Source organism: Burkholderia theae (assembly GCF_048565265.1).
GTDB lineage: Bacteria > Pseudomonadota > Gammaproteobacteria > Burkholderiales > Burkholderiaceae > Burkholderia > Burkholderia theae.
Genome location: NZ_CP183462.1, coordinates 3406974 through 3431263 on the forward strand (window position 1 = coordinate 3406974; position 24290 = coordinate 3431263).

Consider the following 24290-nt stretch of genomic DNA (forward strand, 5'->3'; position numbering starts at 1 on the left):
CCCGGACGGAGACACGGCGGCGTCGCGCGCGGATGCGCGGCGCCCGGACAGAATGAGGGGGAGACTTGATGAAGAAGCTGATTGTCGCGGGTGTCGTCGCAGGCATGTCGACGCTCGCATCGGCCCAGCAGGCGGGCGACAACGTCGCGACGCTCGGGTGGTTGCACATCATGCCGCAGGATTCGACCAACGGTCTGACGACGAATCTCGCGAGCATGCCGATCAACGGGCCGCTGCGCCTGCCCGGTTCGTTCACGTCGCCGGGCACGAGCCTGACGGTCAACAACGCCGATACGGTCGGCCTCACGCTCACGCACTTCTTCACCGATCACATCGCGGTGACGTCGGTGCTCGGCGTGCCGCCCGAGTTCACGCTGACCGGCCACGGCACGATCAAGCCGCCCGGCCCGGCCGGCGCGCTTGGCAGCGTCAACATGGACGATCCGGCGAACCAGCCGGCCGTGAAGAACGCGCGGCAGTGGAGCCCGACGATCATTCTGCAGTACTACTTCAACTCGTCGACGGCACGGTTCCGGCCGTTCGTCGGGATCGGCGTGGCCTACAGCTGGTTCAGCAACATCGAACTGAACGGCAACTTCGCGAAGGACATCAACCAGAACCTCGGCAGCGTGCTCGCGGCCGGCGCCGGCAAGCCGGGGCCGACGTCGGTGGAGGGCAAGGCGTCGTCGTCGTTCACGCCGGTCTACAACGTCGGCGCGAGTTATGCGATCGACAAGCACTGGGGGCTCACCGCGACGCTGACGTACATGCCGCTGAAGACCTACTCGTCGCTCGTGATCAAGGCGGCGGACGGTTCGACGCTCGCGACCACGCGCACGCGGCTGAAGGCCGATCCGCTGATCACGTTCGTCGGGATTTCCTACAAGTTCTGAACCGACCGGCGCGCATGACGCGCGCCGGCGGTTTCCTGCGACCGGCTGGCCGGATTCGTCCGGCCGGAAGGTTGCGTTCCTGGCGGCGTGCCGCCATTTGTGAAGAGAGGGGGCAGTTCAAATGAGCATTCGCAAAATCGTGTCGCTTGTTGCTGCAGTGGCTTTCACCGCGGTTTCGGCCGCGCCTGCTTTCGCCGTCACCGTTTCGCGCGCCGATGGCCAGCCGATGAATCCGAACGGCGAGCCGTTTTCCGTGTCGGGGCTCACGAGCCTCAGCAAGGGCTCGATCAGCGCGACCTGCACGGCGACGTTCAACGGGACGATCACGTCGACCGGTATCGTCAACATCACGTCGACGACGTTCTCGGGCGGCGGCACCTGCGGCCTGATCAGCGGCACGGCGAGCAGCACGTCGCCGTGGACGGGCCAGGCAGACAGCACGACGCAGCTGTCGATCAACAACGTGCAGGTGAACGTCGCGCTGCTCGGCGCGTGCGGCCCGAGCAAGGTGGTCACGGCGTGGAACGATCCGAACTCGTCGCTGACGTTCAATAACTCCGTCCTGACGCCGAATTGCTCGGTGTCCGGCACGGTCACGACGTCGCCGAAGTTCCACGTGCAGTAAGCGTCGCGGAACGAAGCGGGAGCCCGCCGCGTACGAGGGCCGTGCGGCAAGCGTGGCGGGTTTCCGTTACCTCGATCCATTCATATCGTCGCGCGTATCGGCGCGATGGCCGGTTGGCCGCACGTGTCGCGATCCGATGCGGGCGGCCTTGCAGGGTCGGCGCGGCATACCGCGCCACCCGATTCGACTGAAACAACATCATTCCGATTGGCCAGAACTATCCCGGACGACCCATGCTCACCGACCCAGCGAAGTATGGTGATGCCCGCGGCGCGACGCCTGACCGGCTGCGCACGGCCGCGTGGTTGCAGTACCTGATCGAACATCTCGACGCGGCCGCTTGCGCGATGGCGGCGGGCGACGCCGGCGACACGACCGTCGTCGCGTCGCATGCAATACGCGTGCGGGCAGGCGAGAGCCTGTCCCGCGACGCGACGGCAGCCCTTCAGCGGCTGGTACCGTGGATCGCAACGGACAGCGGCGGTTGCGCATGCGACCCGACCGACCTGCCCGGCGCGTGCTCGCATGGGCCTTCCGCGCAGCAGCTCGCGGAAGCCGAACGCTGTTGCCCCGGCTCGCGCGCCGTGTTCGAAGCGGCGCACGGCGTGATCGATGCGTGCGCATTCGACGATCCCGACGTCGGATGGGCTGCACTCGAACGGATCGCGGGCGGTGTCGAATGCAACGACGCCGATGCCGGCGAACGCGCCGCAGATGAAAAACACGGGCAGGGCGAGATACCCGTTGCGAAGAACCTGAGAGAAAAGCTGGCCGTCGTCGCGGCGACGAGAGCGGAAACATCGGCCCGGCCCGGCGCCATCATCGACGCGATCGTGCTGCGCGCATGCGGCCCGCGCGACGATGCATCGCGCATCGACGAGATGGCCGCGCTCGCGATGTTCTCGGCCGAGCTCGCCGCCGGCGACGGGGTTTCCGTTGCCGCGTATGGCGGTCAACACAACCTCGTCGCGCAGGCGATCCGTACGCATCGCGCCGACCTCGCGTCGACGGACGCGCTGCTTGCGGCGCTGTCCGTGTGCAGGCTCGATCGACTCGTCGGCGCGGGCAGCTTCTGGGCGTATTACCTGCTGGCCGGCATCGTGATCGCGGCGCCGGACGCGGTGCGGGACATCGGCCGGCGCTTTCATGGCGACACATGGCAGACATGGCTCGATCACGTGCTCGCGTGGCCGGCGGTCAATCGCTTCGGGCCGACGGAGGATGCCGCGTTCGACCGCCTGCGTAATGCGATGAGCCTGACGTCGCGATGGAATCCGATCGTCCGCGCGAAGCGGATGCGGACGCACGCCGTGGCGGCAGCCCGGTCAGGTGACGACGCGAACAAGGCTGACTGACGCACGGCCTTTGCCGAAGCGACACGAAACACCCCGCGCGCGAGCACTCCGTTCGCGCCGAAATACGGCACCCCATTCGCATGCGCGAGTGGGGCGCCAAACGGTGGCACGCAGCGCCGTCACACCAACCTGACCGATCGCGCGACACCCGCGGATCCGAGCCGCATCGACCGGACGCAGTATGATTCCGCAGACGATGCCGGCGATCGATCGATCCGCAGTACCCGACCGCCCGCACCGCCGAAGGTCCGTCAAGCCAGTTGAAAGCCGGACGCGAACAGCCGTCGCGCGAGATCGCCGCTGCCGAACCCGCGTCCGGACCCCATTCATCGAAACGGTCGGTCAGATGTCAAAGCAACACAAGAAAATCCTTCTCCTGAGCGTCAGCGCCGGCGCCGGTCATACCCGCGCGGCCGAAGCGATCCGCGCATTTGCGGACCACCATCCCGCCGGCATCGAAGCCACGCACCTGGACGTGATGGACTTCGTTTCCACCGGTTTCCGCAAGCTGTACACCGATCTCTACATCAAGCTCGTCAGCAGCCAGCCGGCGCTGTGGGGCTACCTGTACCAGAAGACCGACGAGGTCGATCCCGCCGCGCCGTCGCAGAAGATCCGGCGCGCGATCGAGCGGCTCAATTGCCGGCAGTTGCTCGCGGAGATCGAACGGCAGCGCCCGGACGCGATCATCTGCACGCACTTCCTGCCGGCCGAATTGCTGTCGCGCGAGATCCGCAAGGGGCGCGTCGATACGCCGGTATGGGTGCAGGTCACCGATTTCGACCTGCACAGCATGTGGGTCGTGCCGAACATGCGCGGCTATTTCGCGGCCAACGACGAGATCGCGTGGCGCATGCATGCGCGCGGCATGGCGCCCGAAACGGTGCACGTCAGCGGTATTCCGATCATGCCGGCGTTCGGCCAGCCGCTCGATCGCGCGGCCTGCGCGGCCGAGTTCGGCCTCGATCCCGCGCGTCCGACGTTCCTGATGATGTCGGGCGGCGCCGGCCTCGGCGGGCTCGACGTGCTGGCGACGCGGCTGCTGGAGATGGACGCCGATTTCCAGCTGATCGCGCTGGCCGGCAAGAACCAGGCGATGCTGGCGTCGCTGCAGGCGCTCGCCGCGCGGCATCCCGGCCGGCTCTTTCCGCAGGGCTTCACGCAACAGGTCGAACGCCTGATGGCCTGCGCCGACCTCGTCATCACGAAGCCGGGCGGCCTGACGACATCCGAATGTCTCGCGATGAAGCTGCCGATGATCGTCAATTCGCCGATTCCGGGCCAGGAAGAGCGTAATGCCGATTTCCTGCTCGAACAGGGCGTGGCGCTCAAGGCCATCGACGACGATGCGCTCGTCTACCGGATCCGCGCGCTGCTGCAGACGCCGGAGCGCCTGGCCGACATGCGCCGCCGTCTGGCTCCGCTCGGGCGGCCGCTGGCCGGACGCTTCGTGCTTGATCGCGTACTGGGCCTGGAGCCTGCCGCATGAGCGTCGCGCGTTTTGTGCCGACGCGTCATACGCTGTTCGTCGTCGCATGGGTCATGTTGCTCGCGTTCTTTTTCGCGAACGTCGAGATCCAGATCGAGGGCAGCGCGGGCTGGGCCGCCAACCTGCCGACCTGGCGCATCGAGCATCACTGGCTGCTCGACCTCTTCTGGGGCGGGCGTCCGATGACCGGATACCACGCGTGGGTGTTCCCGTTCGTCGCGCTCTTCTTCCACCTGCCGCCCATCTTCAACGCGCGGTGGTCGTGGCGCATCGAAGCCCGCATCATCGCGTGCATCATGGTGTTCTGGCTGACCGAGGATTTTCTGTGGTTCGTGCTGAATCCGGCCTATGGTCTGGCCCGCTTCAACCCGGCCAACGTGCCGTGGCATATCCATTGGTTCGGTGTGGCACCGACCGACTACTGGACCATGAGCGCCGCCGCGATCGTGCTGTTCATCCTGTCGCGCGAGCGCAGCAAGCGCGCATTTTATTGAACGCTGAACCGACATGAAAATCGCCTTCATTGCCGCGCTCGCCGTCACGCTCGCCGCGCTCGGGCAGCCGGCCCATGCGGATCCGGCTTCCGGCGTCGCGGCCCGACCGATCGCGGCCCGACCGATCCAATGGGCGCAAAGCATTGCCGATGCGCGCGTGAACAACCTGCATCGCATCACGCCGACGCTGTACCGCAGCGCGCAGCTGTCGCGGGCGGACGTGCCGGAGTTGCAGAAGCTCGGCATCCGCAAGGTCATCAGCTTCCGCTCGTTTCACGCGGACGACAGCATCCTGGCCGGCACGCAGATCAAGATGCAGCGCATCCGGATCAACACGTGGGACATCCGCGACGAGGACATGGTCACCGCGCTGAAGGCACTGCGAACCGCCGACCAGGACGGCCCGGTGCTGATCCACTGCCAGCACGGTGCCGATCGCACGGGCCTCGTCTCCGCGCTGTACCGGATGGTGTACCAGGGCTGGACGCGCGAGCAGGCGCTCGACGAGCTGCAGCACGGTGGCTACGGGTTCCATCCGATCTGGCAGAACATCACGAATTACCTGGAGCACGTCGACGTCGAGCGTTTGCGGCGAGAGGTCAACAGCGGCTGAGCCGGAAATAAAAAAACGCCGCTGACGGGAATCGTCAGCGGCGTTTTCGTTGGTAGGTCCCGGAGCGGGCAGTGCGCCCGCCATCGTCAAACCGTTTCCGGCTGCCGCACGGCCTTCGCGACATTCCTTGCCAGCGCGCCGTTCGCGACGAAGTACGGCACGTCGACACGTGCGAGCGCTTGGCGACCACGGATCTTGTCGGCGATCTTCTCGGCGATCATGATCGTCGGCGCGTTCAGGTTGCCGGTCGTGATGATCGGCATGATCGACGCATCGACGACACGCAGCCCTTCCAGCCCGTGCACGCGACCCTCTTCGTCGACCACCGCCATGTCGTCGTAACCCATCTTGCACGAACACGACGGATGGAACGCGGTCTCCGCACGGGCCCGCACGAACGCGTCGAGTTCCTTGTCGGTCTTGCAGTCGGCGCCCGGGTTCAGCTCGCGGCCGCGATAACGGTCGAGCGCGGGCTGCCGCATGATCTCGCGCGTCGCACGGATCGCATCGCGGAACTCGCGCCAGTCGAGTGCTTCGGCCATGTAGTTGAACAGGATGCTCGGATGCTGGTTCGGGTCGCGCGAGCGCAGCTTCACGCGGCCGCGGCTCGGCGAGCGCATCGAGCCGACGTGCGCCTGGAAGCCGTGCATCTCGATCGCGTTCGAGCCGTTGTAGTTGATGGCAACCGGCAGGAAGTGATACTGGATGTTCGGCCACGGATCATCGTCGCGCGTGCGGATGAAACCGCCCGCCTCGAAGTGGTTGCTCGCACCGAGGCCCGTGCCGTTCAGCATCCATTCGAGGCCGATCTTCGGCTGGTTCCACCACTTGAGCGCCGGGTACAGCGATACGGGCTCCTTGCACTCGTACTGGATGTACATCTCCAGGTGGTCCTGCAGGTTCTGGCCGACACCGGGCAGGTCGAGCACGACGGGAATGTCGAATTCCTTCAGCCACGCGCCGGGGCCGACGCCCGAGCGCTGCAGCAGTTGCGGCGATGCGATCGCGCCGCTGCACACGAGCACCTCGCGGCGCGCATGCGCGGTCGCGCGTTCGCTGCCGCGCAGGTACGTGACGCCCGATGCGCGTTTGCCGTCGAACAGGATGCGGTCGGCGAGCGCGTGCGTGACGATCTCGAGGTTCGGCCGTGCACGCGCCTGGTCGAGGTAGCCGCGCGCGGTGCTCGCGCGGCGGCCGCGCGGCGTGACGGTGCGGTCCATCGGGCCGAAGCCTTCCTGCTGATAACCGTTCAGGTCGTCGGTGCGCGGGTAACCGGCCTGCACGCCCGCGTCGACCATCGCCTCGAACAGCGGGTTCACGCCCGGCTTGCTGGTCGTGACCGACACGGGGCCGTTGCCGCCGTGGTAGTCGTTCGGGCCGACGTCGCGCGTCTCGGCTTTCTTGAAGTACGGCAGGCAGTCGAGATACGTCCAGTTCTCGAGGCCCTTGTGCGTCGACCAGTTGTCGTAGTCGAGCGCGTTGCCGCGGATGTAGCACATCCCGTTGATCAGCGACGAGCCGCCGAGCCCCTTGCCGCGGCCGCATTCCATCCGGCGGTTGTCCATGTGCGGCTCGGGGTCGGTTTCGTACGCCCAGTTGTAGCGGCGGCCCTGCAGCGGATAGGCCAGCGCCGCCGGCATCTGCGTGCGGAAGTCGAAGCGGTAGTCGGGGCCGCCCGCTTCGAGCAGCAGCACCGTGACGTCCGGATCTTCCGTCAGGCGCGTTGCGAGCACGTTGCCCGCGGAACCGGCGCCGCAGATGATGTAGTCGTATTCGCGTGTCGTCATGACGGGTTCTCCTCCTTGAAGACTCAAAACACCGGGTTGTAGCGGCCGAGCTCGACCTGCACCGACTTGATTCGAGTGTAGTGCTCGAGCGTCGTGATGCCGTTCTCGCGTCCGACACCGGATTGCTTGTATCCGCCAACCGGCATCTCGGCCGGCGATTCGCCCCACGTGTTGATCCAGCAGATGCCGGCTTCGAGACGATGGATCGTGCGGTGCGCGCGCGACAGGTTCTCGGTCACGACGCCGGCCGCGAGCCCGTAGTGCGTGTCGTTCGCGCGGGCGATCACTTCGTCCTCCGATTCGAAATCGAGGAGGCTCATCACCGGCCCGAAGATTTCCTCGCGCACGATCTTCATGTCGTCGCGGCAGTCGCCGAACACGGTCGGCGCGACGTACTGGCCGCTGCCGAAGTGACCGTCGGTCAGGCGCGTGCCGCCCGCGAGCAGCTTCGCGCCTTCGGCCTTGCCGCTTTCGATGAAGCCGAGCACCTTGTCGAGCTGCGCGGCCGACACGAGCGGGCCGAAGTTGGTATCGGCATCGGTCGGCTTGCCGACGCGGATGCGCTTCACGCGTTCGAGCACGCGCTGCGTGAACGCGTCCTTGATCGAGCGGTGCACGAATACGCGCGTGCCGTTCGTGCAGACCTGGCCCGAGCTGAAGAAGTTGGCGGTTACCGCGATGTCGGCCGCGCGGTCGAGGTCCGCATCGTCGAACACGATCAGCGGCGACTTGCCGCCGAGTTCCATCGTCACTTCCTTCAGCGACGACGCGCCGGCCAGCGACATCACCTTCTTGCCCGTCTCGACGCCGCCGGTGAACGACACCTTCGCGATGTCCGGGTGGCCGGTGAGCAGCGCGCCGACCGAGCCGTCGCCCTGCACGACGTTGAACACGCCGGCCGGCACGCCGGCTTCCGTATAGATTTCCGCGAGCTTCAGCGCGGTCAGCGGCGTGACTTCGCTCGGCTTGAACACCATCGCGTTGCCGGCCGCGAGCGCGGGTGCCGTCTTCCAGCACGCGATCTGGATCGGGTAGTTCCATGCGCCGATGCCCGCGCACACGCCGAGCGGTTCGCGGCGCGTATAGACGAACGAATCGGCGCGCAGCGGCACCTGCAGCCCTTCGATCGCGGTCGCGAGGCCCGCGTAGTACTCGATCACGTCCGCGCCGGTGACGATGTCGACCGCGAGCGTTTCGCCGATCGGCTTGCCGGTGTCGCGCGTTTCCAGCGCCGCGAGCTCGTCGTTGCGCTCGCGCAGCAGGTCGACCGCGCGGCGCAGGATGCGCGAGCGCTGCATCGCGGTCATCGCGGCCCATTCGCGCTGGCCTTCACGGGCGGACGCGACCGCGCGGTCGACGTCGGCCGCGCTCGCCTGCTGCACCTGCGCGAGCAGTTCGCCGGTGGCGGGATCGAAGGTGTCGAAAGTCTTGCCGCTCGTGGCGTCGACGTAACCGCCGCCGATGTAGAGGCGCTGCAAACCGAATACGGACATGAGGATCTCCTGGAGGGCGATTGCGTGCCGCGTCAGTCGGACGCGAGCAGCAGGTCGATGTAATCGTGGGCGAGCTTCAGCGCCGCCCGGGTGTTGATGGGGCCGCCGGCGAGCGCGCCGCGCAGCCACAGGCCGTCGATCAGCGCGGCGAGGCCACTGGCGGCTTCCCGCGCTTTCGTGCGCGGCAAGGCCTTCGCGAATTCGGCGCACAGGTTCGAATGGAGGCGCCGCGTGTTGACGTGCTGCAGGCGCTTGAGCATCGGGTCGTGCATGCTCTGCGACCAGAACGCGAGCCACGTCTTCATCACGGGCGCGCTGACCTGCGTGTCGTCGAAGTTCGCGGCGACGATCGCGCGCAGCCGGGCGCGCGGGTCCTTGCGCGCGGCCACGCGACGGGCCGTGGTGGCCGACCACAGGTCGCGCAGCACGTGCCGCATCGTCGCCTCGAGCAGGCCGTCCTTGTCGCCGAAGTAGTGGCTGACGATGCCCGTCGAGATGTTCGCGCGTTGCGCGACCGATGCGAGCGTCGTGCCGGGCAGGCCCGCTTCGTCGATCGAGCGCAGCGTGGCGTCGATCAACTGCGCGCGGCGAATCTCCCGCATTCCGACTTTCGGCATCGCGACTCCCTTCGCCCGGGCGGGCCAACCATGGAAGTCGAGAGCTTAGCGGTTTTTTATTGATCGTTCAATCAACAAAAAATCGGGGTCCGACGGTGAAGCGGGGCTCGGCGGTGTCGCGGATCGGCCACGCGCGGCGATGTGCAAGTGCGGAAAAATGAATTGAAAGAATGTTGAATAACGAGAATTATGTTTAAAACGGTTTGTGAAAAGATGGTGCAATGCACTGGAAAATTTCCGGTCTCGTTTCTATTACGAAACGAAAGAGTGTCGAGGTATGTGATATTCACCGCGATGTGAAATTGTGAATGCGGATGGTGGAGATCGGTAAATTCCGAAAATCCGTTTCAAGCAGGCGATTTAAATGCTGTACATCATTGAATAAAAAGAAAAATATCTAGTTTGTGCATGCCGGTGAAGGGGTCTCGCAAACGATTGCCGTCGCCTTCTGGGCGATCCCGCATACCATAGAAAATGATAAAAAAATTTGAATCCGGCCCATTTCCCAACTGAGTAGAGGGGCTCGTTGGAATGACTTGAGTCAGTAATATTGTCCGTATTAGTATGGCGCCGCACTACGAGGAATGAATGGGCGCCGCGGGTATTTGCCGCGGTGCGTCGGTTATGGGCTCGGCGACAGGTCGTGCGCCGGGCCGACGCCAGCCATTGCGCACCTGCAGCATGCCGCGACGTCGAGACGCCGCATCCACCGGAGAACGACGATGCCGACCGAAAAACACGTGGTCCCGCTGCCGAATGGTCTGAAGGTCTACGTCGAACGGAACGTGTTCGACCCGGCCTTCGACACGGCGATGCTCGTCAACGGCGCGCTCGCGACGACCGCGTCGTTCGGGCAGACCGTCCAGTATCTGGGCGAGCGGATGAACACGATCTGCTTCGACCTGCCGTATGCGGGGCAGTCGCGCCAGCACAACCCGGGCTGCTTCATCCTGACGAAGGACGACGAAGCCGCGATCCTCCAGCATCTGGTCGAGCGCTTCGCACCCGCGTTCCTGGTGTCGGTGTCGTGGGGCGGCGTCGCGTCGCTGTTCGCACTCGCGCGCGGCTGCCCGAGCGTGCGGCGCGCGGCGATCTGCTCGTTCTCGCCGTTCCTGAACGACGCGATGGTCGACTACGTGACGCGCGCCCGCGACCACATCGCGGCCGGCGAGAACCTGAAGGCCGCGCAGTTGCTGAACGACACCGTCGGCCGCTACCTGCCGCGCATCATGAAGCTGTACAACTACCGGTATCTCACGCGCCTGCCGCGCGACGAGCAGGACCAGGTCGCGTTCCACGTCGACCAGATCCTGTCGCTGCAGCCCGAGCGCTACTTCAGCGAGTTCTCGAACATCGGCTGCGAGTTGCTGTTCCTGAACGGCGAGCGCGACGAATACACGACGCCGGCCGACGTGCGCCAGCTCGGCGCGCACGTGCAGCGCGCGCGGTTCGCGACGGTGCCGGACGCCGGCCATTTCCTCGACATCGAAGGCCGCGCGCAGCGCGAATACACGCGTACCGCGCTGCTCGATTTCTTCTGCGACGGGGCGCCGGTCGCGGCCGGCATGGCGCTTGCCGCCGCGCAGGCGTGCGTGTCCGCGCCGATGCACGCGTTGTCGTCGTGACGCCGCGCATCGCGCATCCGGCGTATCCGAATTCCCATCCCAACGAGGCAGGCCAGCCGTGAATATCGTTCAGACCATCGTCATCGTCGTTCCGTGGGCCGCATGGCTCGCCTACTGGATCGCCACGTCGCAGGGCGTGAAGACGACCGTGCGCAAGGAAGCGTCACGCTCGCGCACGCTGCAGTCGATTCCGCTGATCGTCGGCGGCGCGCTGATCATCCTGCCCGATCCGTCATGGCAGGCGCTCGTGCCCGACTGGCAGCGCTTCGGCCTGCAGGCGCAGTGCGGGCTCGCGGTGCTGGTCGCCGGCCTGCTGTTCTCGGTGTGGGCGCGGCTGCACCTCGGCACGAACTGGAGCGTGTCGGTCACGCTGAAGGAAGACCATGAACTCGTGCGCACCGGGCCGTACGCACTCGTGCGCCATCCGATCTACACGGGCTGCCTGATCGCGCTCGTCGGCGCCGCGCTGATCGGCGGCGAATGGCGCGGTGCGATCGGCGTGCTGCTCGTGTTCGCGTCGCTCGCGTACAAGGTGCGCGTCGAGGAGAGCTGGTTGACCGGGTATTTCGGGCCGGCGTATGCGCAGTACCGCCGCGAGGTCGCGGCGCTGATTCCCGGCTTCTACTGAACCCCGCGAGGCGCGCGATGGCGAAGATGATCGTGACCGCGATCGGCTCGGCGGGCGACGTGCATCCGCTGCTCGGCGTCGCGCGCACGCTCGCGGCGCGCGGTCATGACGTCGTGTTCTGCACGCATGCGCCGTTCGAGGCAGCCGTGCGCCGTTGCGGTTTCGCGTTCGTGCCGGTCGGCACTGCGGCCGAATACGAGGCCGCGATGGCGAACCCCGCGCTGTGGGATCCGCGCACGTCGTTCCGCACGCTGTGGCAGGTGATCGCGCCGATGCTGCGCCCGCATTACGACGCGCTTCGCGCGCTGACCGACGGCGATACGGTCCTCGTCGGCACGCTGTGGGCGTTCTCCGCACGCTTCATGCAGGAGCTGCACGGTACGCCGTACGTGTCGGTACAGGTATCGCCGTCGACGCTGCTGTCCGCGCATGCGCCGCCGACGCACCCGCGCCTGACGATTCCCGCGCGCTGGCCGCTGCCCGTGAAGTCGGCGCTGATGACGCTGATCGAGCGGCAGGTGCTCGACCGCGTGTGCGGCCCCGCGCTCGACGCGGTGCGCCGCGATCTCGGGCTCGCGCCCGCGCGGCGCGTGCTCGGCCGCTGGCTGCATTCGACCGACGGTGTGCTGTGCCTGTTTCCCGGCTGGTTCGCGCCGGCGCAGCCCGACTGGCCGTCGAATCATCTGCAAAGCGGTTTCCCACTGTTCAACGACATTACGACGCCCGACGAAGATGCGGAACTGGATGCGTTTCTGGCGGCCGGCGAGCGGCCGGTCGTGTTCACGGCCGGCTCGACGCTCGTCGATCATGCGGCGTACGCGCGCGCGGTGGCGGACGCGCTGCGTGCGACCGGCGCGCGCGGCATCCTGCTGACGCCGCACGATGCGGCGCCGGACGGCGACCGGCTGCTGGTGCGCCGCTTCGTGCCGATGCGCACGCTGCTGCCGCGTTGCCGCGCGCTCGTGCATCACGGCGGGATCGGCACCGCGGCGCTCGCGTGCGAGGCCGGAATCGTGCAGGTCGTGACGCCGTTCGCGCACGACCAGTTCGACAACGCGCAACGCGTCGCGGCGAGCGGCTGCGGTGTGCGCGTCGACGGCCCCGTCGACGGCGCACGTCTCGGCGCGGCGCTGGCGCGCGTGCTCGACGAACCCGCGTTTGCGGTGCATGCGGCGCGCACGCGCGCGCTGATCGCTGCCGCGCCGGACGGCTGTCACGCGGCCGCCGATTTCATCGAACGGTTCGCGCCGAAGCGCGGGCGGAAGGGCGCGCGAGCCGACGTCGCGGTGGCGGGCGCATGAGCACCGCGTCGCCGCTTCACGATGGGCCCGCCGCGCCGTCCGCGTTCGACGTGCCGGCCCCCGCGCCGGCCGCGCAGCCGGTGCGCGGCATCCGGCTCGCGCTGCTGACGTTCGCGCTGTCGCTCGCGACTTTCATCGAGGTGCTCGACTCGACCGTGACGAACGTCGCGGTGCCGGCGATCTCCGGCAGCCTCGGCGTGTCGAACAGCCAGGGCACGTGGGTGATCAGTTCGTATTCGGTCGCGGCCGCGATCGCGGTGCCGCTGACGGGTTGGCTTGCGCGCCGCGTCGGCGAGTTGCGGCTGTTCGTCGGCGCCGTGCTGCTGTTCACGCTGACGTCGCTGCTGTGCGGGCTCGCGCGCGACCTGCACGTGCTGGTGATCTGCCGCGCGCTGCAGGGGCTGTGCTCGGGGCCGATGGTGCCGCTGTCGCAGACGATCCTGCTGCGCACGTTCCCGCCGGACAAGCGCACGATCGCGCTCGCGCTGTGGGCGATGACGGTGCTGCTCGCGCCGATCTTCGGGCCGGTGGTCGGCGGCTGGATCGTCGACAACTTCTCGTGGCCGTGGATCTTCCTGATCAACCTGCCGATCGGGCTGTTCTCGTTCGCGGTCTGCACCGCGATGCTGCGCCCGGACGCGCAGCGCGGCGCGGCCGGCCCGATCGACGTGCCGGGCATCGTGCTGCTCGTGATCGGCGTCGGCTCGCTGCAGGCAATGCTCGATCTCGGCCACGATCGCGGCTGGTTCGATTCGCCGCTGATCGTCACGCTCGCGGTGGTCGCGGGGCTCTCGATCGTGTCGCTGCTGATCTGGGAGGCGGGCGAGGCGCACCCCGTCGTCGATCTCAGCCTGTTCCGCGACCGCACGTTCTCGTTCTGCGTGCTGATCATTTCGCTCGGGATGATGAGCTTCTCGGTGGTCGGCGTGGTGTTCCCGCTGTGGATGCAGGCCGTGATGGGCTACAACGCGTTTCATGCGGGGCTCGCGACGGCATCGCTCGGCGTGCTCGCGCTCGTGTTCTCGATCCTCGTCGGCCTGTACGCGCATCACTTCGACGCGCGCATGCTCGCGACGGCCGGTTTCCTCGTGTTCGCGGGCGTGCTCGCGTGGGACGCGCATTTCACGCTGAAGATGACGTTCGCGCAGATCGCCGCGCCCGGCCTGATCCAGGGGATCGGGCTGCCGCTGTTCTTCATCCCGCTGACCGCCGCGACACTGTCGCGCATTCCCGACGACCGGCTTGCGGCCGCATCGAGCCTGTCGAACTTCCTGCGCACGCTGTCGGCCGCGTTCGGCACCGCGATGAGCGTGACGCTGTGGGACAACCGCGCGACCTATCACTACGACGTCGTGTCGCAATCCGTCACGCATGCGTCCGCGAACACGCAGCGCTTCGTGCATGCGCTGAACGGGATGGGCGTGGACGGCGTGCGCGAGCTGAGCACGCTGCATCAGGTCGTGATGCAGCAGGCGTACATGATGGCGACGAACGACATGTTCTGGATGGCGAGCATGACCTGCCTCGTGCTCGCGGCCATGATGTGGCTGACGCGACCCAAGCGCGGCGCGGCGGCGTCCTTCGGGCATTGAGGAGATGAACATGACGACACTCGGCGCACTCGTGATCCTGTATCACCCGAGCGATGCGCAGCTCGAAGCGCTCGGTGCATGGCGGCATGCGTGCGATGCATTGCTCGTCGTCGACAACACGCCGCAGCCCGATGCACGGGCACGCGACCTGTGTGCGCGCGACGGCATCGCGCTGCTGCATCACGGCAATCGCGGCGGGATCGCGGGCGCGTACAACGCGGGGCTCGCGGCGCTGTTTCGCGACCGCATCGATGCGGTCGCATTGTTCGACCAGGATTCATCGGTGCCGACCGCGTATTTCCCGGTGATGCGCGATGTCTGTGCGGGGCTCGCGGGGCGTGCGTTCCTGGCCGGCCCGCGCATCTTCGACGAGAACGCGCGCAGCTTCCTGCCCGAGCTTTCGACCAACGGCATCGGTCTGCGCCGCCTGCACATCGAGCCGGGCGCGCCGTTGCAGCGCTGCGCGTTCCTGATCTCGTCGGGCTGCGTCGTGTCGCGCGACGCGTTCGACCTGCTCGGCCGGTTCGACGAGACGCTGTTCATCGATCACGTCGACACCGAATACAGCTTCCGCGCGCTGTCGCGCAACGTGCCGCTTTATGTCGTGCCGTCGCTGGTGCTGCCGCACCGGATCGGCGCGAAGCAGCGCCACGCGATCGGCCCTTTCGAAATGACGTCGATGAATCATTCGTGGCAACGCCGCTACTACAGCGCGCGCAATGCGGTGCAGCTCGGGATGCAATACGGGCTGCGCTTTCCGGTGGCGATCGTGCCGAACCTGCTGACCGTGTGGCAGATCGTGCAGATCGCGCTCGTCGAACGCGACAAGCGCGCGAAGCTCGCCGGCATCCTGTTCGGTGTCGCGGACGGCCTGTTCGGCCGGCTCGGCCCGCTCGAACGCACGCGGCCGCGGCTGGCCGAGCGTGCGCAACGCATTCAGCAGGGATGAGGGGCGCGATGCGGCGTGTGAAGAAAGCGGCGAATCCGGCGCGGGGCGTGCAGGGCAGCGCGATGATCGCGGTGGCGGCCGTGCTGCTGGCGTTGGGCGGATGCGTGCCGTCGGGGTTCCTGCCTTCGCTGTCGCTGCGCGCGCCGGCCGACGATGCGCTCGCGTACACGGCTGGCCCCGGTGCGAACGGCGCGTGGCCGGCGCCCGACTGGGTAAAGCAGTTGCAGGATCCGCAACTCGATGCACTGGTGGCGGAGGCGTCGCAGAACAGCCCCGATCTGCAGGTCGCGCGGGCGCGGCTGCGGATCGCGCAGGCGCAGCTTCAGCAGTTCGATTCGCTGACCGGGCTGACGGGCACGGCCGGCGCGACGGTCAGTCGCGCGCGGATGCCGAAGCCCGGCGACATCGCCGACGTGACGGCCGGCGGTTATCGCGTGCCGGTCGAGATTTTCGGCGATCCGAACGTATCGCCGTCGTCGGTGTTCGTCGGGCTGAACTACCAGCTCGACCTGTGGGGTAAAAATCGCGCCGCGACGAAGAGCCTGATGTCGCTGCGCGACGCGGCCGGGGTTGAGGCCGAACAGGTGCGGCTCACGCTCGCGGTCGCGATCGTCACCGTGTACTGCCAGCTTGACCAGGCATACGCGACACAGGATCTGCTGCAGCAGAAGTTGAAGGTTAGCCAGCGCGTGACGACCGTGCTGCGCGAGCGCACCGCGCGCGGCCTCGACAATGCGTACGACGCGAGCGATGCGTCGATCAAGCGCAGCAAGCTGCTCGCGCAGATCGCGCTGGGCGACGAGCAGATCAAGCTCGCGCAATTGCAGCTCGGCGTGCTGTCGGGTCGCGGCCCCGAGCGCGGGCTCGCGCTGCAGCGGCCGCGCGTCGGCGCGTTTGCCGGCGGTGCGCTGCCGGCGCGGCTGCCGGCCGACCTGCTCGGCCGCCGGCCCGACATCGTCGCCGCGCGGCTGCGCGTCGAAGCCGCGTTCGCGAATGCCGATTCGACGCGCGCGCAGTTCTATCCGGACGTGAACCTCGTCGCGCTCGGCGGCGTGTTCGCGCTGACGCCCGCATCGCTGTTCTCGCGCGATTCGCTCGCCGGGTCGGTCGGCCCCGCGATCTCGCTGCCGATCTTCGACCGTGGCCGGCTGAAGGCGAAGCTCGGCGCGGACGTCGCGCAGGCCGACGTCGCGATCGGCCTGTACAACAAGACCGTCGACGACGCGCTCGGGCAGGTGGCACAGATCGTCACGTCGCTGCAAACGTCGCAGACGCTTGTTACGCAGCAGCAGGACGCGGTAGCGGCCGCGCAGAAGATCGTGCAGATCGCGGCCGATCGCCACCGGCGCGGCGTGCTGATGCAGAAGGATGTCGATGTCGCGGATCTCACGCTGATCGACGAGCGCGCGCAGATGATCGCGCTGCTCGGCCGGCAGCGGACGCTGCGCGTCGGGTTGATCGGTGCGCTTGGCGGCGGGTTCGATGCGGGCGCAACGGTTGCGCAGGCGCCGGCCGTGCATCAGACGCGCAGCGGGGCGGCGCGGCGCGGGGCGGCTGCTGTGGCGGCGGCCGGTACGTCGAACGATGCGCACGCGGCAAGCGCTGTCGTGCCGCCGGTGACCGGCACGGCGAGCGTCTCACCCGCACGGCGCGACGATGCGGCGCGTCCGTCGACGGTCGGTGCGACCAATCCTGCCGCGACGCCCCGGAGTACGCCTGTTCTCGCGCGCACGGCATCGGCAAGCCCCGCGCCGGCCCCGTCGGTCATGCCGGCGATCCCCGTCTTCCAGCACGATCGTCTGATCGTTACGCAAAGCGACTGATGCACCACGACAACCTTCATACCGCTGCGCCGCCGGCCGCGCTGAACGATCCGGCACTCGACGCGCGCCGTGCGACGCGCCGCAAGCGCTTCACCGTGTTTTTCGCGATCGTGCTGCTGGCCGCACTTGCGTGGATCGCGTTCTGGCTGTTGAGCGACCGCTATTACGAAGACACCGATGACGCATATGTCGCGGGCAGCATCGTGCAGGTCGCCGCGCAGATTCCGGGCGCCGTGACCGACGTGGTGGTCGCCGATACGCAGGCCGTGCGCGCCGGACAGACGCTCGTGCGGCTCGACGACACCGAGGCGTCCGTTGCGTTCGCGCAGGCGAAGGCGCAGCTCGCGCAGGCCGTGCGGCAGGTCGCGAACGCGAAGATCTCGAACACGATGTACGTCGAGGCCGTGAATGCGCGGCGGGCCGACCTGTCGCTCGCGCAGCGCGCGCTGGTGGCGCGCTCGGGTGCGTCGGTCGAGATCGTCGCGCCCGAGGAACTGGCGCGTGCGCGCGCGACGGTCGCCGGCGCGCAGGCGAATCTCGCGGCCGCGCAGGCGCAGCTCGACGCGGCGCGTGCGCTCGGCAGCAAGCTGCCCGTCGACGAGAGCCCGGCCGTCGTGCAGGCGGCCGCGCAGTTCAAGCTCGCGTACCGGAACCTGAAGCGCACGACGATCGTCGCGCCCGTCGACGGCACGATCGGGCAGCGCTCGGTGCAGGTTGGCCAGCAGGTCGGGCCTGGCGTGCCGCTGATGTCGATCGTGCAGTTGAACCGGTTGTGGATCGAGGCGAATTTCAAGGAAGGGCAGATCCGCCACATGCGCGTCGGGCAGCCGGTCGAGATCGTGTCGGACCTCTACGGCTCGCGCATCGCCTATCGCGGCCGTGTGCAGGGTTTCTCGGCGGGCACGGGCAGTGCGTTCTCGATGCTGCCGTCGCAGAACGCGGCCGGCAACTGGATCAAGGTCGTGCAACGCGTGCCGGTCGTGATCGCGCTCGATCCGCGCGACCTCGCCGCGCACCCGCTGCGCGTCGGGCTGTCGATGCGCGCAACGGTCGACACGCACGACCGCAACGGCCATGCGCTCGACAGCGAGCCGCCGACGCCGGCCGTCAGCACGCGCGTGCACGACGGTGTGGCGAGCGAAGCGGACGCGGCGGCTGCGGCGGTCATTCGGGAGAATCAGGGCGGGTGAGTGCTTTGGCGCTCGACTGGTCGCAGGCAATCGGACTCGTGTCAGTCAACAAGCCCCAACGCGGGTATTGCATACGTTGCGAGGTGAAAAATCACGACGAAGAGGGTGAGTTAATTGAACGCCATTCTCCATCTAGGGTGACAGTCGCACTCAACTTGTTACACAGCGGCCGCTCGGTGCGTTTGTGGTGTGGTGTGCGCGCCGGAGAAAAATGAAAACGGCCCGCGTTGTGCGGGCTGCGTGGTTACTTCGCGAAGTAATCGGCAAGGTAAAGGGTGCTGGTCACGACAAGAATTGCGATGCCCCATAGCGCGCACTTTCTGACCGGCCATCGCTTCCAAGCAACCGCGTTAAGTGCGCAGAATGCTATGGCGGGGCCGCAAAGATACGAAATCAATACCGGTGCAACCCACCAAGGAGTCGCGCATTTGCCTAGCTCGTTGCAGCCAGTCGCGATGCGGTCAGGTCTTGCGGACCCGTGGACATGACTGAACGTGTAGAAGAAAGTCCATGTGACGAGCAATCCGAACAGCAAGCCGCACAGCGATACCGAAAGTCGTTTCGCTTGATTTATCAAGGAGGATGACGCTCGCGGGAACGCGTGTGGCATCGCTCAGTTCACTATATGCAGAACCCGGATACTCAGGAATGCAAAGAGCCAATGTGCGGCGACGGCGCTAACAAGAAATCCGGTCATGACAAGCGGCGAGCGGCGTCGAGCAAACAGGTAGAAGCCTAGTGCTGCAAACAGAATCGGTGGGGCGAAGATGTATGCGAACAGCTCGACTGTGCTCTGTGCGGTCACAGCGCAGGCATCTACGCCACCGCCGCACTCCCCCGCGCGCGGGGTGCAGAGTCGAGAGAAGGCGGAACACAGATGGCTGTCAAGCCACGTCCACATAACTACACTCGCTAGTCCGGCAAGTGTGGAACCTGCGGTTCCAAGGAAGCGGCGCATTATTTGATTTCCCAAAAGAGGATCTGTTTCGAATTCCGAAGGTCAGACCATCCGATTGACGTACCTGGCAAAAGTGCTTGCAGGCCAAACACGCGGCCATACGTTGCAAGGACGCCGGGCGCGCTGCTGACTGTGAGCCGCGACCCGTTCCACAGGTCGATATGACCGCCGCTCGCATTCTCCTTTGTCTCGCCGTCTCGTGTCCAATATCGTGAGAATTGAATGATGCCTGTACGGCCATTGACCTTCGATTCCCAATCCGCACCGGTTATGTTCTCGGCTTTCGGGAGACCGGCAAACGGTTGTAGCTGCAACCACGTACCCAGTTCGTCGGCGCGTGTCGCGGTCGACTTGCCATCAAGCAAGATGCGCCCGATTTTCTTTGCGCCTGACATCGGCTTCACGGTCTTCGCATTGAACGACTTCATATCGACGCCAACGCGATGCAGCGTGACACTTAGACGGATAGCGCACTGGTTCGTGTATTCGGGGTTGTCGTACGGGTTGCCAGACGGGAAGTTATCCCACAGCTCTTTGAACGTGATTGCGGGGACAGGAATCGATTTCAGCGATTGCGGCGTGTCGTTTGACCGGACCCTTGTTGGTTTGGTATGCGGCATCGTTATTTTTCCCCGTGGTGCTTCGCAAGTGCATCGTCGCCCCAGTAGATGGTGTAGTCGTCGGGGTTGTCACCGGTATGGATTCGCGGCAAGACTCCATCCGTACCAAGACGGCCGGAATGCACGCGCCCGTCTGCCGTTTCGATGTAGTAGGGTAAGCCATCCACCTGATGTTCGGTTGCCCTCACTTGCTCGTCGAAGGCCCCTTTTTTGATCGAAACGACGCCGCCAGTTGCAGTGAGGCTGGAAACGACCTTCCCGTTGCCCTCTACCCTGTCATCACACCATTTTTCGCCGCCAAGCGATGCGACGATGTGCGGAGGTGTCGGGCATGCGCAGATCACGATGTCCTCGTCTAGTGCCACCTCGCCCATGAATTTTATTCGGTAGGGCCCGCCAGACTTGGCGATGACTCCGGGACGCTTGCATGCGGTACAGAAAGCCTGTCCGCCGATCAGGGCGGCTTGATGACTGCCGATCTTGAACGCCGGCCCGCTATATGTGCTTATCTGACCGCCGCTCGACAGCGTGTCGCCTACTACTGCGATTCGTCGCATCATGCCTTGAGTCTCCCTCGGAAAGCCATAATCCTAGCGCCACGATGCTTGGGGCTATCTCAATTTTGTTTGCAGTCCGATTAAATATTGAAGAATTCGCCGCGCACCCGCTGCGCGTCGGGCTGTCGATGCGCGCAACGGTCGACACGCACGACCGCAACGGCCATGCGCTCGACAGCGAGCCGCCGACGCCGGCCGTCAGCACGCGCGTGCACGACGGTGTCGCGAGCGAGGCGGACGCGGCGGCCGCGGTGGTCATTCGCGAGAACGCCGGCGGTTGATCGTCTGCCGGTGCGCGGTGCGTCGAAGGCACCGGCCGGTCGGGCGATGTCCGAAAGATTCGAAAAAGGCATGATGCACGTCAGAAAATATCGTGCCTTGTAGCGGCGCAACGTCATGTTGCGCGCGGCTATGCTGTCGCGCTATCTGGACAGCAACTCGAATCGGAGGCATGTGTGTTCGATCTTTCAGGCAAGGTCGCCGTCATCACCGGAGGAGCGAGCGGGATCGGGCTCGGCATTGCGCGCGGCATGGTCGCCGCCGGTGCGCGCGTCGTTCTCGTCGGCCGCGATCGCGCCAAGGGCGACGCGGCGCTGGCATCGCTGCCGGGCGGCAGCGAACGCGGCCTGTTCATCCAGGCGGACATCTCGCGGCGCGACGCGTGCGTGAAGGCTATCGAGCAGGCGGAGCAGCATTTCGGCAGGCTGGACATCCTCGTGAACAACGCGGGGATGAATATTCGCAAGCAAGGGCATGAACTGACCACCGACGAGTGGTATCGCATCATCGATACGAATCTGAGCGGTGCCCATTTTTGCGCGCAGGCGATTCATCCCGCATTCCGGCGCGCCGGTGGCGGAAAGATCGTCAATATCGGCTCGATGCTGTCGCTGTTCGGCACGACTTACGGCGCGGCCTACGCGGCCAGCAAGGGCGGGATCGTTCAGCTGGGCAAGGCGTGGGCCGTCGAATGGGCGCCGGACAACATCCAGGTCAATACGCTGCTGCCCGGCTGGATCGAAACCGAACTGATCGACGAGGCCAAGCGGCTGTTCCCGGATCTCGAACGAAGCGTCCTCGAGCGCACCCCGTTGCGGCGCTGGGGCAAGCCGCAGGACCTGGCCGGCATCGCGGTCGCGCTGTGCGCCGGCGAGTGCGACTTCGTGACGGGTGCGGTGATTCCCGTGGACGGCGGTTATTCGGTTCAGGGATGACGGCCGGCTGAAGCCCTCCCGTCGTTTCCCGTCCGACTTTCGCATTTCCGCCATCGATGTCGGCGCCGTTCAAACGCACGTCGCGTTTGAGACATCGGCCCCCCCGTCTCCCGGACTACTCTCGAACAGCACGTTGCGCGTGCGCCGCATTCGCCGGCGCACCACAGCGCCAGCCAACGAGACATGGAGACAATACGATGAGCAGCAATCGAGGTGTCGTCTATCTTGGACCGGGCCAGGTCGAAGTCCAGAGCATCGATTATCCGAAGATGGTCGATCCGAGCGGCCGCGCGATCGGCCACGGCGTGATTCTGAAGGTGGTCAGCACGAACATCTGCGGCTCCGACCAGCACATGGTGCGCGGCCGCACGACCGCGCCGGTCGGCCTCGTGCTCGGCCACGAGATCACGGGCGAAGTGGTCGAAGTGGGCCGCGACGTCGAGACGCTGAAGATCGGCGATCTCGTGTCGGTGCCGTTCAACGTCGCATGCGGCCGCTGCGCGATGTGCAAGGACACGCATACGGGCGTGTGCCTGAACGTGAACCCGTCGCGTGCCGGTGGCGCCTACGGCTACGTCGACATGGGCGGCTGGATCGGCGGCCAGGCCGAATACGTGCTCGTGCCGTACGCGGATTTCAACCTGCTGAAATTCCCCGACCGCGACCAGGCGATGGCGAAGATCCGCGATCTGACCTGCCTGTCCGACATTCTGCCGACCGGTTATCACGGCGCGGTGAGCGCGGGCGTGAAGCCGGGCTCGACGGTCTACATCGCGGGCGCGGGCCCGGTCGGCATGGCGGCGGCCGCTTCGGCGCGCCTGCTCGGCGCGGCCGTGACGATCGTCGGCGACATGAACGCGGAACGCCTCGCGCATGCGAGAGCGATGGGCTTCGAGACGGTCGACCTGTCGAAGGACGCGTCGCTCGGCGAGCAGATCGAGCAGATTCTCGGCGTGCCCGAGATCGACTGCGCGGTCGACTGCGTCGGCTTCGAGGCGCACGGTCACGGTTCGTCGGGCCACTCGGAGGAAGCGCCCGCGACGGTGCTGAACTCGCTGATGGAAATCACGCGGCCGGCCGGCGCGATCGGCATCCCGGGCCTGTACGTGACGGACGATCCGGGCGCGAAGGACAAGGCCGCGCAGCACGGCAGCCTGAGCATCCGCTTCGGTCTCGGCTGGGCGAAGTCGCATTCGTTCTTCACGGGTCAGACGCCGGTGCTGAAGTACAACCGCAACCTGATGCAGGCGATCCTGTTCGACCGGCTGCCGATCGCGAAGATCGTCAACGTCGAAGTGATTTCGCTCGACCAGGCGCCGGAAGGCTACAAGAAGTTCGACGGCGGCGCGCCGCGCAAATTCGTCATCGACCCGCACGGGTTGCTGGCGGCCTGACGCGCTGACGTTCGACACGCGCAACGCGAAACGGGCGGCGCCGGAAACGGGCCGCCCGTTTTTGTTGCTGGAGCGAACGGTCGGACCACGCGCTTAGTGGCCTCGATAGAGCTTCGCGATCTCGGCGTTGGCGGGTGCGCCGTGCCGCACGTGGCCGGTATGCAGGCTCACACGGCGGATCGCATGCGCGCGATGTGCGGGATCGCGACTGCCTCGCCAGTCCGTCAGACGAACCGCGCCGCTGTGCGTTCGGTCAGGCGAGTGCATCGACGGCGCGGCTTGCGCGATCGACATCGCGCCAGCGGGTTCGCTGGTGCTCGCGCCGCCGTGCGGTTGATCGGCCGCCACCTGCGTCCCATTGGTCGAATGAAACGGATAGACGGGCACCGGCAGGACCGGTGGCACCGGATCGTTCGACGCGAGCAGGCCGGCATCGAGCGCCGTCGCTGTCGGCGTATCGGAACCGCGACAAACCGGATCGGCCTTGCACGTCCGGTCGGCCGTCACGTAGCCGCCGACCAGCAGCACGAGTGTCAGGATGCTCAGGATCGGTGCGCTCGATGCGCGAGGCCGCCGGAACGCCGCGTTGCGAAGCGTCCGCGCGACGCGTGACGACCACGTGTGAAAGGGCCGCGCTGCGTGCGTCGCGTGTGCGTCGTGCTGCGCCTGGCGAATCGGCACGAACGGCCCGTTCCACTGGCCGCAGACGGGGCAGTGCTCGAGTGCGCGGAACGCGACGAAGCCGCATGCGCGGCAGCGGCAGCAAGCGGCGCGCCGCGATTCGACCCGTGCGCTCAGGACGGCGCGCCAGGCATCGCGCGGGTGGACGTTCCGGTTGGGCAGGATACGCATCGTCGGAAGCGGGCAGGTGTCGTCAGCGGGGCGAACGATCGCCGGTCATCGTGATTCCGGCTCGTCCGTCACCTTTGCGCGGCGCGCGAGTCGTCGATGGTCGTTCGCTTGCGGTGTTCATGTGTTTCTCCATGACATCGAACGTGCGGAACGCGTTCGTCCGCAGGTGCTTTCCGCTTCATTCTTTGTCGCTGGCGCGCGAAATACAAGGCGCATGTCGG

Annotated in this window: 21 protein-coding genes and 1 pseudogene; 16 read left to right on the plus strand and 6 right to left on the minus strand. The window is 66.6% G+C overall.

Annotated elements, in window-relative coordinates:
• The first annotated feature begins 68 nt into the window (after positions 1–68).
• The 6 genes from ACN22W_RS32830 (at position 69) to ACN22W_RS32855 (ending at position 5469) form a co-directional block, all read left to right on the plus strand.
• On the plus strand, positions 69–893 hold the full coding sequence (locus ACN22W_RS32830) for an OmpW/AlkL family protein (protein ID WP_048243265.1): 825 nt from the start codon (positions 69–71) through the stop codon (positions 891–893).
• A 121-nt stretch (positions 894–1014) separates the two neighbouring features.
• Positions 1015–1518, plus strand: a complete 504-nt coding sequence (locus ACN22W_RS32835) for an activator protein (RefSeq protein ID WP_129515668.1) — start codon at positions 1015–1017, stop codon at positions 1516–1518.
• A 233-nt stretch (positions 1519–1751) separates the two neighbouring features.
• Positions 1752–2873: a hypothetical protein gene (locus ACN22W_RS32840; protein ID WP_419688683.1), complete on the plus strand. Its 1122-nt coding sequence runs from the start codon at positions 1752–1754 to the stop codon at positions 2871–2873.
• Positions 2874–3219: 346 nt separating this feature from the next.
• On the plus strand, positions 3220–4362 hold the full coding sequence (locus ACN22W_RS32845) for an MGDG synthase family glycosyltransferase (protein ID WP_048243268.1): 1143 nt from the start codon (positions 3220–3222) through the stop codon (positions 4360–4362).
• Complete coding sequence (locus tag ACN22W_RS32850) at positions 4359–4856, plus strand: hypothetical protein (protein ID WP_412023845.1); 498 nt, start codon at positions 4359–4361, stop codon at positions 4854–4856. Before ACN22W_RS32845 ends, ACN22W_RS32850 begins: the two co-directional genes overlap by 4 nt.
• 13 nt (positions 4857–4869) lie before the next feature.
• Positions 4870–5469, plus strand: a complete 600-nt coding sequence (locus ACN22W_RS32855) for a dual specificity protein phosphatase family protein (protein ID WP_193099867.1) — start codon at positions 4870–4872, stop codon at positions 5467–5469.
• Between the two features lie 86 nt (positions 5470–5555).
• Here ACN22W_RS32855 and betA read toward each other — a convergent pair whose 3' ends face one another.
• From betA to betI, 3 genes are read right to left on the minus strand one after another with little or no spacing between them, the layout of a single operon-like run.
• Positions 5556–7256 (minus strand): choline dehydrogenase, encoded by a 1701-nt coding sequence (gene betA / locus ACN22W_RS32860; protein ID WP_419688685.1) that lies wholly within the window; start codon positions 7254–7256, stop codon positions 5556–5558.
• Positions 7257–7279: 23 nt separating this feature from the next.
• A complete protein-coding gene (gene betB / locus ACN22W_RS32865; protein WP_343493513.1) occupies positions 7280–8749 on the minus strand; it encodes a betaine-aldehyde dehydrogenase in 1470 nt (489 codons plus the stop codon).
• Positions 8750–8781: 32 nt separating this feature from the next.
• Positions 8782–9366, minus strand: a complete 585-nt coding sequence (betI, locus tag ACN22W_RS32870; RefSeq protein WP_419688687.1) for a transcriptional regulator BetI — start codon at positions 9364–9366, stop codon at positions 8782–8784.
• 722 nt (positions 9367–10088) lie between these two features.
• Here betI and ACN22W_RS32875 point away from each other — a divergent pair.
• The 7 genes from ACN22W_RS32875 to ACN22W_RS32905 are packed head-to-tail and all read left to right on the plus strand — an operon-like array spanning position 10089 to position 18474.
• The gene (locus ACN22W_RS32875; RefSeq protein ID WP_419688689.1) at positions 10089–10991 is read left to right on the plus strand and encodes an alpha/beta fold hydrolase; all 903 of its coding nucleotides are present in this window, start codon (positions 10089–10091) and stop codon (positions 10989–10991) included.
• A 58-nt stretch (positions 10992–11049) separates the two neighbouring features.
• Positions 11050–11619, plus strand: a complete 570-nt coding sequence (locus ACN22W_RS32880; RefSeq protein ID WP_419688691.1) for a methyltransferase family protein — start codon at positions 11050–11052, stop codon at positions 11617–11619.
• Between the two features lie 17 nt (positions 11620–11636).
• Positions 11637–12920, plus strand: a complete 1284-nt coding sequence (locus tag ACN22W_RS32885) for a glycosyltransferase (RefSeq protein ID WP_419688693.1) — start codon at positions 11637–11639, stop codon at positions 12918–12920.
• On the plus strand, positions 12917–14512 hold the full coding sequence (locus tag ACN22W_RS32890) for a DHA2 family efflux MFS transporter permease subunit (protein WP_419688694.1): 1596 nt from the start codon (positions 12917–12919) through the stop codon (positions 14510–14512). Before ACN22W_RS32885 ends, ACN22W_RS32890 begins: the two co-directional genes overlap by 4 nt.
• Before the next feature lie 10 nt (positions 14513–14522).
• The gene (locus tag ACN22W_RS32895; protein WP_419688695.1) at positions 14523–15461 is read left to right on the plus strand and encodes a glycosyltransferase family 2 protein; all 939 of its coding nucleotides are present in this window, start codon (positions 14523–14525) and stop codon (positions 15459–15461) included.
• A gap of 8 nt (positions 15462–15469) precedes the next feature.
• Positions 15470–17284, plus strand: a complete 1815-nt coding sequence (locus ACN22W_RS32900; protein ID WP_419688697.1) for an efflux transporter outer membrane subunit — start codon at positions 15470–15472, stop codon at positions 17282–17284.
• Complete coding sequence (locus ACN22W_RS32905; RefSeq protein WP_419688699.1) at positions 17284–18474, plus strand: efflux RND transporter periplasmic adaptor subunit; 1191 nt, start codon at positions 17284–17286, stop codon at positions 18472–18474. The genes ACN22W_RS32900 and ACN22W_RS32905 overlap by 1 nt, the downstream gene beginning before the upstream one ends.
• A gap of 957 nt (positions 18475–19431) precedes the next feature.
• Here the strand turns inward: ACN22W_RS32905 and ACN22W_RS32910 are convergent.
• Positions 19432–20052 (minus strand): type VI secretion system amidase effector protein Tae4, encoded by a 621-nt coding sequence (locus ACN22W_RS32910; RefSeq protein WP_129515655.1) that lies wholly within the window; start codon positions 20050–20052, stop codon positions 19432–19434.
• Positions 20053–20054: 2 nt separating this feature from the next.
• Positions 20055–20612 carry a PAAR domain-containing protein gene (locus tag ACN22W_RS32915; protein WP_419688701.1) on the minus strand — a complete coding sequence of 186 codons (558 nt, stop codon included), beginning with the start codon at positions 20610–20612 and terminating at the stop codon, positions 20055–20057.
• 92 nt (positions 20613–20704) lie between these two features.
• Between ACN22W_RS32915 and ACN22W_RS32920 the strand changes: the two are divergent.
• From ACN22W_RS32920 to fdhA, 3 genes and pseudogenes are all read left to right on the plus strand, one after another.
• A pseudogene (locus ACN22W_RS32920) lies at positions 20705–20890 on the plus strand (hemolysin secretion protein D); the annotation flags it as partial.
• Positions 20891–21064: 174 nt separating this feature from the next.
• Positions 21065–21823 carry an SDR family NAD(P)-dependent oxidoreductase gene (locus tag ACN22W_RS32925; protein ID WP_419688703.1) on the plus strand — a complete coding sequence of 253 codons (759 nt, stop codon included), beginning with the start codon at positions 21065–21067 and terminating at the stop codon, positions 21821–21823.
• 197 nt (positions 21824–22020) lie between these two features.
• Positions 22021–23217 (plus strand): formaldehyde dehydrogenase, glutathione-independent, encoded by a 1197-nt coding sequence (gene fdhA / locus ACN22W_RS32930; RefSeq protein ID WP_129515652.1) that lies wholly within the window; start codon positions 22021–22023, stop codon positions 23215–23217.
• Positions 23218–23310: 93 nt separating this feature from the next.
• On the opposite strand, the gene ACN22W_RS32935 is transcribed toward fdhA, so the two are convergent.
• A complete protein-coding gene (locus ACN22W_RS32935) occupies positions 23311–24069 on the minus strand; it encodes a hypothetical protein (protein ID WP_419688705.1) in 759 nt (252 codons plus the stop codon).
• Positions 24070–24290 lie beyond the last annotated feature (221 nt).

What these genes read in the sequence shown, in the direction of transcription:
- ACN22W_RS32830 (WP_048243265.1), top strand. Translation starts at nt 69, where the DNA reads ATGAAGAAGCTGATTGTCGCGGGTGTCGTCGCAGGCATGTCGACGCTC.
- ACN22W_RS32835 (WP_129515668.1), top strand. Translation starts at nt 1,015, where the DNA reads ATGAGCATTCGCAAAATCGTGTCGCTTGTTGCTGCAGTGGCTTTCACC.
- ACN22W_RS32840 (WP_419688683.1), top strand. Translation starts at nt 1,752, where the DNA reads ATGCTCACCGACCCAGCGAAGTATGGTGATGCCCGCGGCGCGACGCCT.
- ACN22W_RS32845 (WP_048243268.1), top strand. Translation starts at nt 3,220, where the DNA reads ATGTCAAAGCAACACAAGAAAATCCTTCTCCTGAGCGTCAGCGCCGGC.
- ACN22W_RS32850 (WP_412023845.1), top strand. Translation starts at nt 4,359, where the DNA reads ATGAGCGTCGCGCGTTTTGTGCCGACGCGTCATACGCTGTTCGTCGTC.
- ACN22W_RS32855 (WP_193099867.1), top strand. Translation starts at nt 4,870, where the DNA reads ATGAAAATCGCCTTCATTGCCGCGCTCGCCGTCACGCTCGCCGCGCTC.
- betA (WP_419688685.1), bottom strand. Translation starts at nt 7,256, where the DNA reads ATGACGACACGCGAATACGACTACATCATCTGCGGCGCCGGTTCCGCG.
- betB (WP_343493513.1), bottom strand. Translation starts at nt 8,749, where the DNA reads ATGTCCGTATTCGGTTTGCAGCGCCTCTACATCGGCGGCGGTTACGTC.
- betI (WP_419688687.1), bottom strand. Translation starts at nt 9,366, where the DNA reads ATGCCGAAAGTCGGAATGCGGGAGATTCGCCGCGCGCAGTTGATCGAC.
- ACN22W_RS32875 (WP_419688689.1), top strand. Translation starts at nt 10,089, where the DNA reads ATGCCGACCGAAAAACACGTGGTCCCGCTGCCGAATGGTCTGAAGGTC.
- ACN22W_RS32885 (WP_419688693.1), top strand. Translation starts at nt 11,637, where the DNA reads ATGGCGAAGATGATCGTGACCGCGATCGGCTCGGCGGGCGACGTGCAT.
- ACN22W_RS32890 (WP_419688694.1), top strand. Translation starts at nt 12,917, where the DNA reads ATGAGCACCGCGTCGCCGCTTCACGATGGGCCCGCCGCGCCGTCCGCG.
- ACN22W_RS32895 (WP_419688695.1), top strand. Translation starts at nt 14,523, where the DNA reads ATGACGACACTCGGCGCACTCGTGATCCTGTATCACCCGAGCGATGCG.
- ACN22W_RS32900 (WP_419688697.1), top strand. Translation starts at nt 15,470, where the DNA reads ATGCGGCGTGTGAAGAAAGCGGCGAATCCGGCGCGGGGCGTGCAGGGC.
- ACN22W_RS32905 (WP_419688699.1), top strand. Translation starts at nt 17,284, where the DNA reads ATGCACCACGACAACCTTCATACCGCTGCGCCGCCGGCCGCGCTGAAC.
- ACN22W_RS32910 (WP_129515655.1), bottom strand. Translation starts at nt 20,052, where the DNA reads ATGCCGCATACCAAACCAACAAGGGTCCGGTCAAACGACACGCCGCAA.
- ACN22W_RS32915 (WP_419688701.1), bottom strand. Translation starts at nt 20,612, where the DNA reads ATGATGCGACGAATCGCAGTAGTAGGCGACACGCTGTCGAGCGGCGGT.
- fdhA (WP_129515652.1), top strand. Translation starts at nt 22,021, where the DNA reads ATGAGCAGCAATCGAGGTGTCGTCTATCTTGGACCGGGCCAGGTCGAA.
- ACN22W_RS32935 (WP_419688705.1), bottom strand. Translation starts at nt 24,069, where the DNA reads ATGCGTATCCTGCCCAACCGGAACGTCCACCCGCGCGATGCCTGGCGC.